The sequence below is a fragment of the Natronohydrobacter thiooxidans genome (assembly GCF_001884735.1).
GTDB lineage: Bacteria > Pseudomonadota > Alphaproteobacteria > Rhodobacterales > Rhodobacteraceae > Roseinatronobacter > Roseinatronobacter thiooxidans_A.
Map to the genome: position 1 here is coordinate 32448 of NZ_MJAP01000002.1, position 17443 is coordinate 49890.

At 58.1% G+C, this 17443-nt stretch carries 17 protein-coding genes; 5 read left to right on the forward strand and 12 right to left on the reverse strand.

Annotation, left to right across the window (positions count from 1 at the left end; translation table 11 throughout):
• Positions 1–41: 41 nt before the first annotated feature.
• Genes BG457_RS01320 through BG457_RS19770 form a run of 3 tightly spaced genes read right to left on the reverse strand, consistent with a single transcriptional unit; the run spans position 42 to position 2812 of the window.
• On the reverse strand, positions 42–1643 hold the full coding sequence (locus BG457_RS01320) for a 3'-5' exonuclease (RefSeq protein WP_071795155.1): 1602 nt from the start codon (positions 1641–1643) through the stop codon (positions 42–44).
• A 14-nt stretch (positions 1644–1657) separates the two neighbouring features.
• Positions 1658–2611: a hypothetical protein gene (locus BG457_RS01325; protein WP_071795156.1), complete on the reverse strand. Its 954-nt coding sequence runs from the start codon at positions 2609–2611 to the stop codon at positions 1658–1660.
• Between the two features lie 12 nt (positions 2612–2623).
• Complete coding sequence (locus tag BG457_RS19770) at positions 2624–2812, reverse strand: hypothetical protein (RefSeq protein ID WP_139257491.1); 189 nt, start codon at positions 2810–2812, stop codon at positions 2624–2626.
• 301 nt (positions 2813–3113) lie between these two features.
• Here BG457_RS19770 and BG457_RS01335 point away from each other — a divergent pair, with 301 nt between their 5' ends.
• Complete coding sequence (locus tag BG457_RS01335; RefSeq protein ID WP_139257492.1) at positions 3114–3512, forward strand: hypothetical protein; 399 nt, start codon at positions 3114–3116, stop codon at positions 3510–3512.
• Positions 3513–3540: 28 nt separating this feature from the next.
• Here the strand turns inward: BG457_RS01335 and BG457_RS01340 are convergent, their stop codons facing one another.
• The 7 genes from BG457_RS01340 to BG457_RS01370 form a co-directional block, all read right to left on the reverse strand.
• The gene (locus BG457_RS01340; protein WP_071795159.1) at positions 3541–4893 is read right to left on the reverse strand and encodes a pilus assembly protein TadG-related protein; all 1353 of its coding nucleotides are present in this window, start codon (positions 4891–4893) and stop codon (positions 3541–3543) included.
• A gap of 34 nt (positions 4894–4927) precedes the next feature.
• Positions 4928–5896, reverse strand: a complete 969-nt coding sequence (locus tag BG457_RS01345; RefSeq protein ID WP_071795430.1) for a type II secretion system F family protein — start codon at positions 5894–5896, stop codon at positions 4928–4930.
• Positions 5897–5906: 10 nt separating this feature from the next.
• Positions 5907–6713 carry a type II secretion system F family protein gene (locus BG457_RS01350; protein ID WP_217649477.1) on the reverse strand — a complete coding sequence of 269 codons (807 nt, stop codon included), beginning with the start codon at positions 6711–6713 and terminating at the stop codon, positions 5907–5909.
• Positions 6714–6941: 228 nt separating this feature from the next.
• Positions 6942–8363: a TadA family conjugal transfer-associated ATPase gene (locus tag BG457_RS01355; RefSeq protein ID WP_071795434.1), complete on the reverse strand. Its 1422-nt coding sequence runs from the start codon at positions 8361–8363 to the stop codon at positions 6942–6944.
• A 71-nt stretch (positions 8364–8434) separates the two neighbouring features.
• Positions 8435–9619 carry a CpaE/TadZ family protein gene (locus BG457_RS01360; RefSeq protein WP_175546696.1) on the reverse strand — a complete coding sequence of 395 codons (1185 nt, stop codon included), beginning with the start codon at positions 9617–9619 and terminating at the stop codon, positions 8435–8437.
• A 103-nt stretch (positions 9620–9722) separates the two neighbouring features.
• The gene (cpaB, locus tag BG457_RS01365) at positions 9723–10493 is read right to left on the reverse strand and encodes a Flp pilus assembly protein CpaB (RefSeq protein WP_071795162.1); all 771 of its coding nucleotides are present in this window, start codon (positions 10491–10493) and stop codon (positions 9723–9725) included.
• 117 nt (positions 10494–10610) lie between these two features.
• Entirely contained in the window at positions 10611–10775 is a 165-nt protein-coding gene (locus tag BG457_RS01370) for a Flp family type IVb pilin (RefSeq protein WP_071795163.1), read from the reverse strand.
• A 399-nt stretch (positions 10776–11174) separates the two neighbouring features.
• Here BG457_RS01370 and BG457_RS01375 point away from each other — a divergent pair, with 399 nt between their 5' ends.
• The 3 genes from BG457_RS01375 to BG457_RS01385 all read left to right on the forward strand — a co-directional run bounded on the left by BG457_RS01375 (position 11175) and on the right by BG457_RS01385 (position 13333).
• Positions 11175–11678 (forward strand): TadE/TadG family type IV pilus assembly protein, encoded by a 504-nt coding sequence (locus tag BG457_RS01375; RefSeq protein ID WP_071795164.1) that lies wholly within the window; start codon positions 11175–11177, stop codon positions 11676–11678.
• Entirely contained in the window at positions 11675–12067 is a 393-nt protein-coding gene (locus BG457_RS01380; RefSeq protein WP_071795165.1) for a TadE/TadG family type IV pilus assembly protein, read from the forward strand. Before BG457_RS01375 ends, BG457_RS01380 begins: the two co-directional genes overlap by 4 nt.
• Before the next feature lie 567 nt (positions 12068–12634).
• Positions 12635–13333, forward strand: a complete 699-nt coding sequence (locus BG457_RS01385) for a response regulator (protein WP_071795166.1) — start codon at positions 12635–12637, stop codon at positions 13331–13333.
• A gap of 143 nt (positions 13334–13476) precedes the next feature.
• Here the strand turns inward: BG457_RS01385 and BG457_RS01390 are convergent, their stop codons facing one another.
• Both BG457_RS01390 and BG457_RS20095 read right to left on the reverse strand, forming a co-directional pair.
• Positions 13477–15903, reverse strand: coding sequence for a PAS domain S-box protein (locus tag BG457_RS01390; RefSeq protein WP_071795167.1), 2427 nt, complete (start codon positions 15901–15903; stop codon positions 13477–13479).
• A gap of 141 nt (positions 15904–16044) precedes the next feature.
• A complete protein-coding gene (locus BG457_RS20095; protein WP_175546697.1) occupies positions 16045–16206 on the reverse strand; it encodes a hypothetical protein in 162 nt (53 codons plus the stop codon).
• A 1025-nt stretch (positions 16207–17231) separates the two neighbouring features.
• Between BG457_RS20095 and hemP the strand changes: the two genes are divergently transcribed.
• A complete protein-coding gene (hemP, locus tag BG457_RS01400) occupies positions 17232–17414 on the forward strand; it encodes a hemin uptake protein HemP (protein WP_071795169.1) in 183 nt (60 codons plus the stop codon).
• Positions 17415–17443 lie beyond the last annotated feature (29 nt).

Below are 17443 nucleotides of genomic sequence, written 5' to 3' on the forward strand. Positions count from 1 at the left end.
CCGCCCATAGGTAAAGACAATGCCATGCGGTGTGATGTGTTTCAGCCCCGTTTGTGCATGGTGAGGCGGTAGCTATAGGCATCGATCTGCTCTATCGCCACCATGTCACCGGGCCGCGTGTGGTTGCGCGAGAAGAACTCCCTGATCCAGCCGCGCTTGCGAAAGAACTTCTTCTTGCCGTCGAGGTCCGTCATGACGATATTGCCCGCGCCCCAGTGAACGGCAATCTCACACTTGGCCGCTTCTGCACGGTTTGCCCCACTGATCGCCTCGGCTGGAAACTTGTCGAATAAGCTCCGCAGATAGATATGGTTGTGGTCGATGTTTCCCTGCGTGATTTCCACAGTGCCGATGATGCGCGCTGCCGGAGTGTTCGCGTCCGGCATTGAATGAGTATCCGCCACTGCGGGCTTGTCGCGCACGACGGCAATGTCATCGAAACTCTCGATCAGATCGAAGTCATCAGCGTCCTGAGCCGAAGCCGACGCTTTATGCACGATGCTGCGTGAGACCGCAGGCTGAGAGATCTCTGCGCGCAAGACCACTTCGGCGGCGGCACGCGCGTCTTCACCTGCATCATGGTGATCAAATGTCAGTCCAAGATGCTTTTTGAGGCTTGCGAGGCCATGCCCACCATTGCCACGCAACTCGGGCCAGGCTGCGCGAGCAACCCGCACGCTATCGCGCCACTGCCACTGTGGGACCGGCAGACAGCTGTTGCCACAAGCAGCAGCAACCGCGCTGCGATCAAAACCCGAATGCTGGTAGATCGTCGCGCCATCCAGCGCATCCCGAAGGATCGGCAGCACGTCGGCAAATGTCGGAGCACTCCGAACTGTCCGGGCGCTGATCCCGTGCAGATATGTAAAGATCCAATGGTCGACCTGAGGATCGACATAGGTCACCCATGTCTCGATGGAATTGTCCGGGCGTACGCAGGCAACACCAATCTGGCAAATGCTGCCACGGTCATTGTTTGCAGTCTCGACATCCAGAGCGAAGAAGCGGAACGGGCCCTTCGGGAAGGCGGGCACTCGCGTTTGCCGGACGGGCGAGGGCTTGGGCGTAGACCTTGTTTGCATGCTCGGACCAGTCAGCGTTGACAGAAAGCGCTGGCGCTGCCGCTCGATGGCCGCCAATTCCGTCGTGCCCCATCCAAGGCGATGAAGCGTTGCCGAGACAAGATCCACGGGCTCGTCATAAGAATTCATCTTCCGCCGGTTCCACGCGATGGCGTGTTCCGGTGCAAGGGACAGAACCTCAGCCTCCAGCCTCGCGATATCTGCCGTGTCGGGCAAGGGCAGCCAGACAGCGCGGCAGTGATCGACGACGAATTCGTTGCGCAACGCCTTGGCGATATCCCCATCCGCCTTGGTCAGCGCGTCCATGCGATCACGCCACATGCGACCGGTATTGTACATCTGCGAGAAGTAATGGCTCATGCCCTCGGATCCGGTGCGATGGCGCTGGTGGATCCGTTCGTAAAAGGTCTGATCCGTTGAACTCGTGGAGCCAATATACCGCAAATCACCGTTGTGATCGATGAGCCCGTAAATGCCACGTGCATCGCGCGGTGCCTGAACGGTAGGGCGGGGCGCGGCTTCAAGCAGCGCGGAAAGCAGGTCTTCGGCAGAATAACGCATAATTCGATTCCTGATCACATTGACATCAACTGGCGGCGCTCGATGCGCTTCCAGTCGCGGCCCGAAACAATACCCCAGTTGCCTGCATCATTCGGGCGGCGCCAGCGCGGAGTGGCCATCTTCTGGAGGGCAGCAAGAGCCTCCTCGAAGGTGTCGTAAGGAACATCTTCTTCCTTCGAGCCGATCCTGAACTTGCCATTGCGCGCGAGGCCAGGATGGAAGTGGCTGCCGTCGGCCGCAACCGGGACAAAGACTACCTCATCGGAGAAATCCGGGCTCGGCGCCTCGGGCGCTTCATCGTCAGGCTGCTGCCAGATCGAGGCAAAGAACTCCTTGCGCCCCTTCAGCCATGCGGCGGCACTGGTGGCCGTCACGCGCTGGCCGATCTTTTCAAGACCGCCTTCGCCGCTGGACAGAATATTCCGGATCCGACCTTCGGTGACGCCACCAAGGATTGCGAGAGAAGTGAGGTCAACCTCTCCCTCACCCGTATCGATTGCGTGGCGTGAGATCGCGAGGTTGATGATACGGGAAACGATGCCATGCGACCCGGAGAGTGCGAGGCTACGGAACGCTTCCAGCCGTGTGCCAAGCGCATCAACCCACTGCCTTCGCGCGCTTGGTGTGACGTCTGCCGGAGTAACCCCATACCGACCGTACAGCCCTGCGTCGTCAATAAGACGACCCCCGTTTGTTTCGAGCCAACTCGCTGGCCAGTATTCGTCAAGAATTACCTCCCAGTCATCGGACCTGACATTATGGCAGGGGAGCATTTTGAGGAGGTGAGGTGCGGCCGTTTCCTTTCCCAGGATAACCTCGATAGTGCGAAATCGTGAGGCAAGGATATCATGCAGCTCTGCGCTGTATTCCCAGTCATTTTCGTCGCCGTCCCCGGACATGTCACGTTCAATCCATAACTGACGGCGACCCTCGGCTGTCAACGTTTCTGGTCGGCTCGTAGGGTTCATGTTCAAGTTCCTTCAGGCGTGCAGGCGGCGGATCGCTGCGCGCAGGTTGTGGCGCGCGCGGTCATCAGAGGGTGTGGAGGCCGCGATGAGGAACCCTCTTTCGAAATGGAGGGCGTAGTGATGGCCGCGCGGTTTGATGTCGAGCAGAGCAACGCCTTCGGCGCTGCAGATCTGGCGATACTCTTTGATGATTTTCCGCATGTGGCAAATTCCGTGATGTGTGATGTGTTGAGTCATATCTAGGTATCGATTCGAGACATGTCAACGCCATATTTCACGCTTCACGAAATTTGCCACATCACCTGTTGCTCAGCTTGACGGAAGTAGCTAGATAAGGCCAAATCTGATCAACCGATGATAAAAGGGGTGGCGCCGGAGCTGAGGCGAAAATCTGCCTTGAGAACGTCCTGCACCTTTCGGGATCAGCCGATTCGGCTCAACGCATAGTGCAATCAGGCAACCGTCAATGACTCTGACAAATGACTTCAAGAACATACGCAACATGGAAGCGACGCTGTCACGATCTATTGGGGTTTCCAAGGGATCAAATTCGGCTTTGCCGCAGAAGGTTCTCGTCCCGGAACTCTTTGAAGAGGCGCGCCATTTGCTCGGGAGTGAGCCAACGCAAGCGGCGTTGAAAGAGCTCTTATCGATCCTTGAAGAGAACTTTCTGCACAAATTTGCATCAGATGTGGACCGCGATCATCTGTTTCAGTGCGCGCATTTAGTGGTCGCACGAGCGGGTATTATGGGGTTCGAAGCGTTGGGCAGCGCCTGTTCTGATTTGCAGCATGCATGTGCTACCGGTGCGCAATTCCATAGCGAGTTTGCACGCGCGCGCACGGCGGCCTTCGTCACTCACGACGCAATCGCGTGTTTGCTGAAGCCGAAAACTACATGAACGCACATCTGTGCTCTCTCTTCAGCTGTCATTCCACAATTCTAACCATGACATTTGTTTCGATCCTCCGTGCATTGAAGGTGGCGCAGGTCGATCGCAGTGTTGAGTTTCCCGTGAACTCGACCGAATAGCCGATCACTTGCGTGCAGCCATTGGTGGTTGTTGAATTCCCGCTGAAGCTGATCTTGGAGGTGGGCGCATAGAGTGCTCCCTGGGTCGTCGATCCGGAATTCCCGCGGATTTGGTGAGTTAGCCCGCTCTGGCTGCGGCTGGCAAATACGAGAATCCCGTCGTATGGGCCGGATGTCGGTGCTTGCATGTTTAGGCCGCCATTCCCAGAAAGCATGAGTCTGGAGTTTCCAGTGAGGAAGAAGGTCGCCCCCTCAACGGACATGCCCGCCTCGGCGGGAGAGACGTCGGCATTTGCGTTCAACGACAGATCACCGCCATCGATAATGTAAAGGCCGGGCTTGAATGAAACCTGGCTTCTGATATCCAGCCCACCGCAGATCCGCATCGCCGGAACTCCGCTTGGATGCGAATGCGTTGCCTCGAACACTGACACATTGGTGTTTGTTTCGCAGGGAACAACATTGACATTGGGCTCTTCAAGGTCTGCATATGGATCGCGCACTTGGGGCGCGTAATCATTGGGTGCCACGCAGTCCAGAAGACGCAGGTTGGTGCTGCTGACAGAACCGCCCACCGAATGCACACAGCCAACGGTCAGATTTGCCGATGAATTTGCCATCCAGAATGCATCGGACGCGTGTGAATTGGAGGCGACATCACACCCATCGAGCGAGACGTCGGTATTCCCGCTGACGGTGATGGCGCGGGACTGCGTGGGGGCAAGCGCCAGAACACAGGCTGCTGTGTCTGAGGGCGTGACCTGCGCCACAGCGCGCGCACTAATTTGGACTGGCTCAATGCTAAGTATCGCAGAGAAGAACCTCGGTTGGTTTCTCGTCAGCAGAACTTCGACGGAATCCGCGTTGCCGACATTGGGACCGCTGGAAGGCGGTGTATTCAGATCAAAGCTGTCGAACTCTGCCCCGAACCCAGCGGTCGTGGCGATATGCAAGGCAGCGGAGTGTATTTCCAAGGTGCTGTCCCCGGCACGCAACCGAACACCGCCGGCATGGGCCGCTAGATCCGCGGCGTGTTGCAAATTGCGTTGCGTCATATAGTGGTAGCCGGTTTCAGCCCCCAGACCCATGCCAAGAACCAACACAGGCATCAAAAGCGTCGCCATGATTGCAACGCCACCGGCGTCATCATTGCCAAACGCTGCGAGGCGCTGAGCGACCCTGGCGCGCAACGCGGATTTCGCGGGGTGGATGCCAGACTGACGGTTAGCAGATTGAGTGTGCTCGAACATGGTGTCGTCTCCGATAACTACTGCTGGGGCTGACTCAGTTGTTGATGATCTGGATTGCGGCGGGTGTGATTACGACGGCGAACAGGACCGGCAGGAAGAAGATGATCATCGGCACGGTCAGCTTCGGGGGAAGTGCGGCGGCCTTTTTCTCTGCCTCGCTCATGCGCATGGCGCGGTTCTCTTCGGCGAGGACGCGCAGCGCATGACCAAGTGATGTGCCGTATTTCTCGGATTGCATCAGCCCCGACACAACGGCCCTGACCTCATCCAGATCAGTCCGTTTGCCAAGGTTTTCATAGGCCGTCCGCCGATCCGATAAGAATGACAGCTCGGCTGTGGTCAGCGACAGTTCTTCAGCGAGTTCCTTTGACTGTTCGCCAATCTCGTCGGCCACCTTACGGAACGCGTGTTCACTGCTCATGCCGGATTCGACACAGATCAGCAGCAGGTCGAGCGCGTCGGGCCAGCTTTGTTTGATCGATTGCTGGCGCTTTGCGATCCTGTTCTTCACATAGATCAGGGGCAAGAAATAGCCCAGATAACCAGCAAACAAGATAATCGCGAGAATTGCTATGAGATGGACTTCCGGCTTGATGACCACGAAGGTATAGAACGCGACCACGCCCACAACACAGACCGGCATCAGAACGCGCATTGCGAGAAAGGTGATGACGGGGGAGCGGCCACGAAATCCGGCTGTCCTGAGCAACTGCACGGTCATCCCGTCTTTCAGTTGCCGCGAGAGATTGAATCGTTCGACGATCGCCGCAAGCATCTTGCTCGGTTCGCTGCGCAGCAGCCTCCGTTTTTTGCCCTCGGTCGCCTGAAATCTGTGGCGAACATTGTCTCTTACGCGCGTGTCCAAGACTTGTTTCATGCGCTGTGTCAGGGGATCGCGGACAAGGTAAGGCCATCCCAGAACGATGACGCCGCAAAATAGCGCCAGTGCTGCAGAGATCGTCACCACAAGGTCACTCTGGGCAAAAACGGTTTCGAGTATCATCGTGGTCATCCTAAAAATCGAAATTGATCATCTTGCGCATGATCAACACACCCGTCAGCATCCAGAACCCGCTAAAGGCTAGAACTACCTTGCCGATCATCGTGGTGAAGAGCAGCGAGATGTATTCGGGACTGGTGACAAAGAGCAGTGACGCGACGATCACCGGCAGTGCCCCGATGATCCAGCCTGACGCTTTGGCCTCGGCGCTCATGGATTTGATCTTGGCGCGCATTTTCTTGCGTTCTCTGAGCACCGTGGACAGGTTGCCCAGGGCTTCGGTCAAGTTCCCGCCAGAGCGGCTCTGGATCGTGATGACGATGGACAAGAAATTTGTTTCCGGCAGAAAAACCCGGTCTGCCATCCGCTGAACGGCTTCCTGCATCGGCACACCTAGGGTCTGATCATCCATGATGGTCGCAAACTCGCTTCGGACGGGTTCCTGCCCCTCGAACGCAACCACTCTGATGCAATCTGCCAGCGGCATCCCCGACTTGACGCCGCGCACGATCACATCGACAGCGTCGGGGAACTGCACGGCAAATGCCGCAAGACGGCGGTTTCTGCGAAAGCGAAGATATGCTTCGGGCAGCACGATGCCGGCCAACACTGACAGGACCGCAGCGGTTGGAAGCGCAAGGCCAGTTGTGGCCCAAATCACCAGCAAGACCGCAGTCGCCGTTGCAATGCAGACGCCCCAGAATGTCTTTCTGGACCAACTCAGCCCCGATTCAACAAGTCGGCTTTGCAAGCTTTTGCGCGAGCGGCTTCTAGCGACCGCCTTCTGCTTTTCCTCTATCTCGCGCAAGGTTTCTTCCACGGAGCGCCTGCGGCGTTTGCCGTCACTGGCTGCATGCCGTGCTGCGGTTGGCCTGCGCGTACCCAGCACCATCCCGAAGCGGCGCCGCGTCCGAGCGGCGCTGGCCAGTTGCGGCTGGAATGCCGCAAACAGCAAGCCGCCCACGCATAGCGCGGTCAGCAGCGAGATCAGTACCATGGACGCATTGGCAGACAGGGACATTCTATATCCTTACTTCTGGCGGGCGGTTTACGAATCGGACGCATGCGCGGTCGCGAGTGCGGCAGTCAGACGCTCGTCTTCTCCGTAGTATCGGGCCTTGTCCCAGAACGCCGGGCGTCCGATCCCGGTCGAGCGGTGCCGGCCGATGATCTTGCCCTGGGCATCCTCGCCCATCATGTCGTAGACGAAGAGATCCTGGGTAATCGGCACATCGCCTTCGAGCCCGATGACCTCGGTGATATGCGTGATCCGCCGCGACCCGTCGCGCAGGCGTGCTGCCTGCACGATCACATCGATCGAGGACACGGCCATCTCGCGGACCGTCTTCATCGGGAGTGAAAAGCCGCCCATCGTGATCATCGACTCCAGCCGCGACAACGCCTCTCGCGGGCTGTTGGCGTGCAGCGTCCCCATGGAACCGTCATGGCCGGTATTCATCGCCTGCAGCAAATCGAAGGCTTCAGGGCCGCGCACCTCGCCGACAATGATGCGCTCTGGTCGCATGCGCAGGCAGTTCTTGACCAGTTGCCGCATCGTGATCTCACCGACCCCTTCGATATTTGGGGGTCGGGTTTCCAGTCGGACAACATGCGGCTGCTGCAGCTGCAATTCGGCCGAATCCTCGCATGTGATGATGCGTTCGTCAGATTCGGCATATCGGGTCAGGCAATTGAGAAGTGTGGTCTTGCCGGATCCGGTGCCGCCCGAAATGAGGATATTGCACCTGACTCGACCGATTATCTTGAGTATTTCGGCTCCCTCCGAGGTGATCGCGCCGAGTTCGACTAGTTGATCCAGCGTCAGCTTGTCTTTCTTGAACCGCCGGATTGTCAGGGTGGGCCCCTCGAGTGCAAGGGGCGGCGCTATGACATTGACGCGGCTGCCATCGGGCAGGCGCGCGTCACAGATCGGGCTCGACTCGTCTACCCGTCGGCCAACCTGACTGACGATCCTTTGACAGACATTGAGAAGCTGTGAGTTGTCGCGAAACCGGATGTTGGTTTGAGTGACCTTTCCGCCAGTCTCAATGAAGATGTAGTTGTCCCCGTTGACCATAATGTCAGAAATGTCATCGCGGGCGAGCAGCGGTTCTAGCGGCCCGTAGCCCAGCACATCATCACAGATGTCGGATACCAGCTCCTCCTGAACGGCGGTCGAAATGACCGCCTTCTTCGCCGCCAGGATGTCGTTTGCGATACCGCTGACCTCGCGCCGGGCCTCTTCAACCTCCATGTTCCCAAGCTGCGCCACATCGATCGTTTCGAGGAGGGCGGAAAAAATCTCGCGCTTGAGGTCGTAATAGGCCTTGGCCCTTTGCGATTCCGATGTGCGCGTGTCTTCGACCGGCGCAGCAGCGGGTTGAACATTTCCTGCCACCACCTTCAGTGGGGCGGCATCTGTTGGTGTCGGCGCAACAGCAGGCGTGAACTCACGTCTTTTGCCAAACATCTGGCGCACTCCTCGATAGGGCGTCGTTGGACCGACGCCCGGACAATCCCCCGGTCCAGACGCAGCGCTTGCTAGCGCGCCCAGAACCCCCAGAACCCTTTGCGTCTCTTTCGAGCAGCCGCGCCGGTTAACTGCCGGGCAAGGCATTCGAGTGCCGGCGCGACCGCCGCCTTGCGCGAGACTTGGCAGAGCATCTGCCCATTTGCCGCAGCTGCGCTGAACACGACCGGGTCATCATCAATCTTTGCTGCGAGCGGGATCTCCAAAGCGGAGGCAAATTTCTTCGGGGGTATTTCCTTGCGTCTGGGCATGCCCACCCTGTTGATGACCAGTCGCGGAAGGGGGTCATTCGGCCGCACCTGCCTGAGGAAATCGAGCAGGCAACGCGCATTGCGCAGATTGGCCAGGTCTGGCTCGGCAACTAAAGTGATATCATCCGCAGTCAGCAGTGCGCTGCGCACCATCGGCGACCACGCATGTGGCAGATCCAGCACCACATGCGGAAACGTGCTCCGTGCCAGATCAAGCACCTTTTCGATTATGGCCAGATCCGGATCGCTGGCGATTTGCGCCCTGGTTGCACAGGGTAGCACGCTCAGGCCAGGCCCATGCTTGAACAGCAGCCTTTCCAGAAGCGCTCCGTCAAGCCGATCCCCCTGGTCGGGTAGCTGCTCGGCAAACCCGGTCGGGCAATCGATATTGCAGTTCAGCGCTGCAGTTCCGAACTGCAGGTCCAGATCGGCAAGCAGCGTGGCATGTGTGGTTCGCGACACTGTCCATGCAAGGTTCTGCGCCAGCACGGACGATCCGACCCCTCCCTTGGTGCCGATCACGGCGTGGACCTTGCCAATGCGTGTTCCGTTCTCTTCCGGAAACAACCTCAGTACAGCGCCGATGATGGTCAGTGCATCCATCGGGGCAATCAGATACTCCGCGATACCGCCTGACATTAGTTCGCGAAATAGCCCGATGTCGTTGGACCTGCCTACCACGATAACCTTGGTCCGGCTGTCGCATACAGGCGCGAGCCTCGTCAGATCCGAGAGCAGCTCATCGCGCGCAGCAGTACTTTCGAGGATCAGCAGATCCGGGGTTGGATTGTCGCGGTAATGTGCAATCGCCGCGCTGATCCCGCCCAGCCTTATGTCGGATGTTGCCCGATAAAGGCGCCGGTCACTGGCCGCACGCCGCATCGAGGCCGCCAGAGTCGGCGTTTCGCAATAAGCGTGCATAGAGATATGCGGCGTCCGGCCCACTGGCTGGATCCGTGGCATGCCGACCATTGTGTCAGGCTCTAGTTTCAGCGGGGCGTGTTTCATCTTCGATCCGATCAAAAATCCAGTTCCGGTGTGACAGCCGTCATTCGAGTTCGACCACATCCATTTTCCCGCCGCGACGAATCCGCACGGTTCGCCTCTCGGCAATCACGACTTCGGCGTTCTCATAGCTGTCCGACAGTGACCGCAGCGCAAGTGACAAGGCGCCCGAGGCTTCGGCGGCGGTCAGGATCTCGACCTCTGCCGGGGTCAGCTCCAGCGTTGCGGTTTTTCCGACGACCGCTTCGTTGACACCGTCACTCATCTGATCGACGGCAAGAACCTTGACGTTTTTCAGGATGACGGTGCTTGTGGCGTTGCTTCTCCCGCCTGAGTTCGTTTGCGCTGTCGTCAGCAGGATATCGACGCGGTCATTCGGCAGGACGAAGCCGCCCGCGCTGTTCTCCGCGCTGACCCGAACTGCGACGGCGCGTTTGCCAGGCGCGAGCATGACCGACAACGCTCCCGCATCTGCAGCCGAAAGTCTCGCGTCATGGATCGGCTCGCCAGCAAGCAAGCCGCTGCGGACAACCAGCCCGTCTATGTCCTGCACGGCATCGGGGCGGTGTTCGCGTGTGATGAAGGCGGGGTTGAGCGCCGCTTCGGGCCAGGCCTGCCAGCGCAGGGCATTCGGGTTCACCAGCGTGCCAGTGGCAAGGTCAGTAGAGGCGACAAGGACCTCTGTCATGCGGGGGATTGGTTCAGCTTCTTCATGCGCGGTTGCCGCCGTCAATGCGCCCGTTGCCCCCATCGACATCCATGCGGCGATAGCGCCGGCGCTCAGGGCCACAAGAAGGATGAATCCGCGTAACATGTGTCGTCCTTTCGAGTTGCAAGCGCGTCCGTCATTGCCGCCGGGTCCGAACGGGCCCGCACATATCGGCGAGCTGGACCCCGCCGATATGCAATGCTTGGGTCTTATGCGGGACCGTCAGGGAATCTGATCACCGATGCTTGTGAAGATTCCGGCCAATTGCGGGCCGAATATGACAAGTACACTAACGAGACCGACCGAAATCAGCGCCGCGATCAGACCATATTCGATTGCAGTTGCGCCGGATTCGTCGTTCTTGAAGCGAGTGATGAGGTTTTTCATTGCTGTGTTCCTATCCTTCGGTACGAGGGGGAGTTCCCAGATAGACGCACGTTGGCATCTCCGGGACATGGCCAACGCCGAACCATCAGCGTCGAGAGAAAGGCTGCACTGATTCGGCTGCACCGATATAGTTGGACTGATGGGCTGGACATCTGGCCAGCCAGGCGGGCGAGTGTCGCCGGAACTGGCGCTGCATTGCTGGGTGGAAATGCCCCATCACGCTGCAAACGCTCCATGAATTGTGTGTCGGCAGCTTGAACCTGGCCATATGGCCAGTCCGTCAGATCAAGTGGGTTTGCGCATCCCGAGCCTGTAGCATGGGCCCTGCGCGGGTCCGCTATGGACGACACCCCCGAGCTCTGAAGCCCGTGCATGCGATTTCAGGATGTACCGCAGCCAATGGGTTCCCAGCCTCAACATACGTTAACCTATAACAGGACCGTTGCGCGACGCAGGCTGCGCGCCTTTCTGCACGATGACCGGGGTGTTTCGGCTGTCGAATTCGCCCTTATTGCGCCCATGCTGACCTTCGCGCTTCTGGCGATGGTTGATATTGGCCTTGCGATTTCCGAGCGGATGACCATCGGGCATGTCTTGCGGGCAGGGGCCCAGGGTGCCGCTGAGGATATAGGCGAGTCCGCCGTTGATCAGGTCCTGCGCACAACCGCAGAAAAGACCATGAAAGTAGCAGCCATATCAGAAGACGACACCGCGCTCGCGCTCAATGTCACAGTTTTGCACGCCTGCCCGGAAGCGCCATCCACGCCCGTCGAGCGTGGCACCACCTGTGACGGGGACACACCCACCGGGATCTTCTATGTCCTGTCGGCAACGAAAACCTATGATGCGTTGTTCCTGCCAAGGTTTTCGCAAACGCGCGAGCTTTGGGTGCAGGTGCGATGAGCGCGCGCTTGCGCCATTTCCGACAGTCTGAAAGTGGCGCGGCCGCTGTCGAATTTGCGCTGGTGGGTTTGGTTGCAATCGTGCTTTTCCTCGGAATCATCGAATTTGGTCGGGGGCTGCATATGCGCAATGAGATGTCCTATGCAGCAGATCGCGCAGCGAGGCAGATCATGATGAACCCGGCCATATCAAACGCCGAGGTGGAGCTTGCCCTGCGAGATGCAATGGCCTTTGCATCATCGGATTTACAGATCACGTTCGGCACCGAGAGCTCTCAGGGCGTCGATTTTCGCACAGTACTGATACGTCATCCGGTTAACCTGACCATTCCTAGCCTGAACCATAGGCGTTTGATGCTGAGTGTCGATCGCCGCGTGCCGATACGCTGAGACTGGATCGTGCGTCACGGGAATGGCGCCCAGCGCCTGCTGACACGCCCGGACAGGTGACAAGGATCGGTTGCGCGACAGCACGTGTTGTCATGTGGTCTGGCGCCAGCCACTGACAATCTGATCATTGCGCATTTCCAGAATTATCGACGCACGGCGTGATCCTTTATCGGGGGCTTTGGACCGTGGGCAGGTGTCGGCTGCCATTTTTCGGCGCGAAAAACTATGCAAAATTAAAATATTGAGTTGCAAATAGCAAAACACAATCTATAGTTGTGTAACATTGTCGCGAGCGACAACCTGTTTGGCAGCACGCGGCCAACCCGTTCGACACTGCGCACTTTCAGTGCCGGAATTGTCCTAAGAAGACGGAGGATCGTGATGAACACTCGTCAGGCGCAACGCGCCACCGGTGTGAACATCACTGCTGACGGCCCTGGCCGAAAGTGGACCAAAAAGACAGTATAGTTGGCCTAGTTCCGGCACATCAAACTAGCGGATCGCATCACACACATTCGCGCAGGAAAAAGCGCTGTTTGTACAGATAGAGGGCGTGCTGATTTGGAAATGAATGGAAATATCTCCGGGGTCGGCAGAACGGCATTGGTCGCGGACGATGACGAGTTCTTTCGGATCGCGCTTGGCAACGTCTTGTGCGACAGACTCGGGTTTTCAAATGTTGTATTTGCCAGCTCTTTCGATGAGGCCGTGGAAGAAACGTCAGGGTGTCGTGAAATCGAGGTCGCGCTCGTCGATCTGAACATGCCGGGCACGGATAACTGGCAAAGTCTAAGAACCATCAGGAAGTGTTTCCCCGAGATCCGGGTTGCTGTCGTGACGGGGTCACGTGATCGAAATGATATTCTGACGGCGCTCAGCATCGGCATGCAAGGCTACATCAACAAGGGGCTTGGCGTTTCGGAACTGGCACGCGCTATCCGCCTGATCTGCCGGGGTGACGTTTATCTGCCGCCATTCTTTCCAGAGCTTGCCATCACCGACAATAGCACGGCTCACCCCCCGGGTTCAGAAGAGCCCCCGCAGACACTTGTAGGGTGCTGTCCGTCCGGAATGACACCGCGCCAGCATGAGGTTCTGAAACTGCTGATCGAAGGCAAGTCGAACAAGGCAATGGCGCGTATCCTCGGGCTGAGCGAAGGCACGATCAAGTTTCACCTGTCAGCCGTCTTTCGTGTTCTGGGGGCATGCAATCGCGTGGAAGCCGCCACAGCTGGTGCAAGGCTTCTGGATCGAGAGATCCTTTAGCCCTTCTGCGAAAACGAGCGACGCTGAGGTCGTGAAAGCATCCCGGTCGCGATGGGAATGGCGCAAATGGACTGATAGTGGCAACGCTGGGGGCCGATGCTCAATCCCATTCCAAAGGACGAAGCAGACCGCGCTCGGATGCTTCACGGCCCGGCCATGGTCCGGTCCAGCACGGCGCGTAGCTTGAGCGCCAGTTCATTGCGCCGATAGGGCTTCGGGAGCAGCTCCGCGCTCAGACCAAGCGGACTCTGTTGAAGGATAGCATTCTCGGCGTATCCAGAGGTGTAGAGTACGCGAAGTTCGGGGCGAAAGCGCAGCGCAGCTGCGGCGAGTTCCCGGCCGTTCATTTTACCCGGCATGATGATATCGGTGAACAGCAGGTCAATATCGTCGGTGTCTCGAAGCACCTCGAGGGCCGTTTCGGCATTCTCTGCCTCGCTGTGACGGTAGCCGAGACTGCGTACTAATATGACCACGTGCTGGCGCACAAATGCATCATTCTCGACCACAAGGATATGCTCCTGCCCAACGGGAAGGGTGGCCTCTGACTGCTCAGGAGGCACATGGGCTGTATCCATCTTCCCCCAGCTTCGCGGCAAATACATCTCGACGGTCGTGCCTTCGCCGAGGTCGCTATAAATGTTGAGCGCACCGCCAGACTGGCACAGGAAGCCGTAAACCATCGGTAGTCCCAGTCCGCTACCATCCTCTTTGGTTGTGAAAAACGGCTCCAAGACCCGTTCGGTGATCTCGGGCATCATACCGTTGCCCGTGTCGGTTACCGAGATGACAACAAAGTCACCCTCTTCAGTGTCCACCAGCGCTGCGCTCTTGGCATCCATGTAAGCGTTGGCGGTTTTAATGCTGAGTGTGCCTCCCGACGGCATGGCATCACGGGCATTCAGAGCGAGATTAAGTAATGCTGCCTCGAACTGTGCGGTGTCTATCTCGGCGAACCACAGATCATCAGTCAATACGAGCTGCAGGTCAACATTTTCGCCAAGGCTGTGGCGCAACAAGGGTGCCATCGACACGATCCTGGCATTCATATCACTTGCTACCGGTTCCAGCGGCTGCTGTCGGGCGAAAGCCAGCAGCCGATTTGTTAGCGCAGCGCCGCGTTCGGCCGCACGTACGGCCAAAGCGGCCATCGCGCGCAGATCATCGTGATCATCAAGGTTTTCGAGCAACTGTTCGGTATTGCCAAGGACGACCGTAAGCAGGTTATTGAAATCATGTGCGATGCCGCCAGCAAGCTGACCAAGTGCCGCAAGTTTTTGTGACCGGCGCAGGTTTGCTTCGATCTTACGCTCGCGCGTGACATCCTGCACCACACCGCTGAAAAACGTGCGCCCACCCACGGTGATCCGCTCTGCTGCGCCGACCAGATGAACTATCTGCCCGTCCGGACGTATGATCCGGTGGTCAAATGTGAACTCCGTCTGCGCCGAGTCAAGATCTGCACAGTAAGACGCAATCATGGCGTTGCGATCGTCTGGATGCACCATCTCTATGTATTCGTTGAAGGTGGGCGCTTGAGTGGCGATTTGAAGGCCCAGCAGATCGAACAGCGCATCAGACCATTCAAGCCGCCAGCTTTCGACATCGAGGCGCCAGATATGGACATGTAGTAACCGCTCGTTGATCCGCGTGAGCGCCTCATACTCTGCCAGACGCTGTGACAGATGCGCGACCTCATGCGACTGTATCTTTTCGCCAAACAGCTGCGGGGAATCGGCCGTCGCGGCCTCGTATCTTGCCCTTTCGTCCCCTGCTTCAGTTGCGGCGAGCAACACCATCGCCACGGTCCCGTCAGGCGCCAAGATGGGCATAAGCACAACCGACCAGCCCCGCGTATCTACTCTTGCGCTGGCCGATCTAGCGAACGGCAGTCGCGCGACATGCATGACCTTCATGTGCCCCGAGCTGACCACGTGGCGCAGCGAGGCGAGCAGGGCCTCTGATTTATCTGGCTCAGATGTCTGTCCATCCTCCTGGGCGGGTCGAAAATACGGGTGGCCAATCACCTGCATTCGCGTCTGCCCCGTGAGGGCCAGGTAATCCTCTGTGATCGCGACCACCTCGAAATCCTCGGGGGCGAGCACCACAAGACAGCCGGGCGCCAAGTTGAACAGCTGCGCGAAATGGCGCGCTTTCGCATCGGTGGCGTGCGCATGCGCGGCCGCTTGTGCGAGACGTTTACGCGTTGCCCCTTCCAGCTCCACTTGCTGCGTGACGTCATAAACAGAGGCAAGTTTGCACAATCTGCCTTCTAGTTCGACCACGCGGGTATGCACCTCAGTGCAAAAGACATCACCATTCTTCGTTATATGGCGCGAGCGCCCACTGGTATCGGTTCCGTCCATCAGGCGGCTGGCAAAGCGGGTAATCCGCGGCACATCCTCTGGTGGCCGCAAATCCAGTATGGTCATCGTCGTAAGTTCTTCGCGGGTATAGCCGTATTTTTCGACCGCTGCTGCATTGGCTACGACGATGCGAAAGCCGTCAATTTCGAATAGCAGCATGACCGTCGGGCACAGGTCGAAGAACGACGCCACATCCGGTGTCATGGTGATAGCTCTCATCATGCAGAGGCGATCCCCAAGTCCCACAGTTTCGGCTGCATCGCTATCTGCAATGCTCAATCAAGAGTTGCATCATCGAATCTGCAGCGTCAACTCCTGGAACTGTGTGCGGCAAGATATTTATCCTTAACAGCCGTGCTCATGAATGCGCTGGATCATGGCCACATACATGCCTTCCCAATCATAGGGCGAGAGCGCGCCGGAGCCGCCGCCGATGCGGCGCAACAGATCGTACTCGTCCTCAAAGCGCAAAACATCCGGGCCGCTGATCAGCAGATCGGCGATCAAGGCTTCGCCCCCCGTCATCCTGCTCGGTTACAAAAAGCCAGTCCTCTCGGGTTTCAGGCGTGATCCGCAACAGCCGGACGGAGCTTGGCCCGGTGCTGTCACGTCGGAACAGGGGCAGCATGTCCTCGGTGAAATGATGATCAGTCCGGCCACTTTCTCGGTCTCGCAGACCGCAAGGGGAATGCCGGTAATAATGTCGAGCTTCCCCCGATCGTCCAGCCGACGATATCGGCGACCATACAGCCCCAGCGCGAGGCTGCTTCGTGTACCGTGAAAATGCATTTGGTGGTAATGCCATTCTATCTCCAGTTCTCGTTCTGAGTGGGTGCGGCACGCCACCACAATAAATGGCGCGCCGCCCGATACGCCGAAGTGAGGGAGAAGCGTTCTGGTTGCGGTCGTCAAAAGGCACTGCTTGACCGTGACGCCGAAGCGACGCCTGATATTTCTTGCGAGACGAGCGCAACCAAAAGGAGAATCGCTCTCAGTTTTATTATACCGTGGACATTGCGTCAGAAGCTGTCGGGTTAACCATCTGAAATCAAACGAGAACCGGTTTTCGCCTAGTCGGGGCTCATAAACTGATGGCCGAAGGTTTTGACTCAAACCAAGCAAAAGGGCATGGGTAAGTTACGGCGGTAGCCTGTCCCCGCAACCAAAATCCACCATACAATCAATACCTTCCAACCCCGCACCTGCGGGGCCGTTTGCGGTTGCGCTCTTTTTGCGCGCGCCCGCGGCCTGTTGTCGCTCAACCCCGGTGGCCAGACGTCTTGTCCGGTGCAGGGGGCAGTTTTGTTGTGGGTGCCCGTGTGCGTTTGCGCATCTGCGATTGCGTTGCACTCTTGGAGCACTGAGTGCCAGTGCATTAATTGACAAAGCCGAGTGTTTCTGTCAGATAATGTTCATTGCCTAGCCAGAACGTCCTGTCAGCCCGGCGCATCCAGTAACAGCTCAAGGAGCGCGCCAGATGTCCAAGCCCTCTATTCCTGCGATCCGACCGGCGCCCGGCCACGGTGGGACATATGCGTGAAGATCCACGGCGGCTGAAACCACTTGAGCAATGCAAGGCGCATGCCGCCCACAGCATTCCGATGCACCGCGCGCAAAGCCTGACACAGGACGGCACGACAGCTCATATCGATCTGGATGGCCAGATCTACACGCTGCGCATTACCCGCGCCGGAAAACTGATTCTCACCAAATAACCCAGCCGCCTTCGCAATCGCGGGCAAGT

Excerpts from the sequence above, each read along its gene's own strand:
- BG457_RS01320 (WP_071795155.1), bottom strand. The coding sequence starts at position 1,643 with ATGCGTTATTCTGCCGAAGACCTGCTTTCCGCGCTGCTTGAAGCCGCG.
- BG457_RS01325 (WP_071795156.1), bottom strand. The coding sequence starts at position 2,611 with ATGAACCCTACGAGCCGACCAGAAACGTTGACAGCCGAGGGTCGCCGT.
- BG457_RS19770 (WP_139257491.1), bottom strand. The coding sequence starts at position 2,812 with ATGCGGAAAATCATCAAAGAGTATCGCCAGATCTGCAGCGCCGAAGGC.
- BG457_RS01335 (WP_139257492.1), top strand. The coding sequence starts at position 3,114 with ATGGAAGCGACGCTGTCACGATCTATTGGGGTTTCCAAGGGATCAAAT.
- BG457_RS01340 (WP_071795159.1), bottom strand. The coding sequence starts at position 4,893 with ATGTTCGAGCACACTCAATCTGCTAACCGTCAGTCTGGCATCCACCCC.
- BG457_RS01345 (WP_071795430.1), bottom strand. The coding sequence starts at position 5,896 with ATGATACTCGAAACCGTTTTTGCCCAGAGTGACCTTGTGGTGACGATC.
- BG457_RS01355 (WP_071795434.1), bottom strand. The coding sequence starts at position 8,363 with ATGTTTGGCAAAAGACGTGAGTTCACGCCTGCTGTTGCGCCGACACCA.
- cpaB (WP_071795162.1), bottom strand. The coding sequence starts at position 10,493 with ATGTTACGCGGATTCATCCTTCTTGTGGCCCTGAGCGCCGGCGCTATC.
- BG457_RS01370 (WP_071795163.1), bottom strand. The coding sequence starts at position 10,775 with ATGAAAAACCTCATCACTCGCTTCAAGAACGACGAATCCGGCGCAACT.
- BG457_RS01375 (WP_071795164.1), top strand. The coding sequence starts at position 11,175 with ATGGGTTCCCAGCCTCAACATACGTTAACCTATAACAGGACCGTTGCG.
- BG457_RS01380 (WP_071795165.1), top strand. The coding sequence starts at position 11,675 with ATGAGCGCGCGCTTGCGCCATTTCCGACAGTCTGAAAGTGGCGCGGCC.
- BG457_RS01385 (WP_071795166.1), top strand. The coding sequence starts at position 12,635 with ATGAATGGAAATATCTCCGGGGTCGGCAGAACGGCATTGGTCGCGGAC.
- BG457_RS01390 (WP_071795167.1), bottom strand. The coding sequence starts at position 15,903 with ATGACACCGGATGTGGCGTCGTTCTTCGACCTGTGCCCGACGGTCATG.
- hemP (WP_071795169.1), top strand. The coding sequence starts at position 17,232 with ATGCGTGAAGATCCACGGCGGCTGAAACCACTTGAGCAATGCAAGGCG.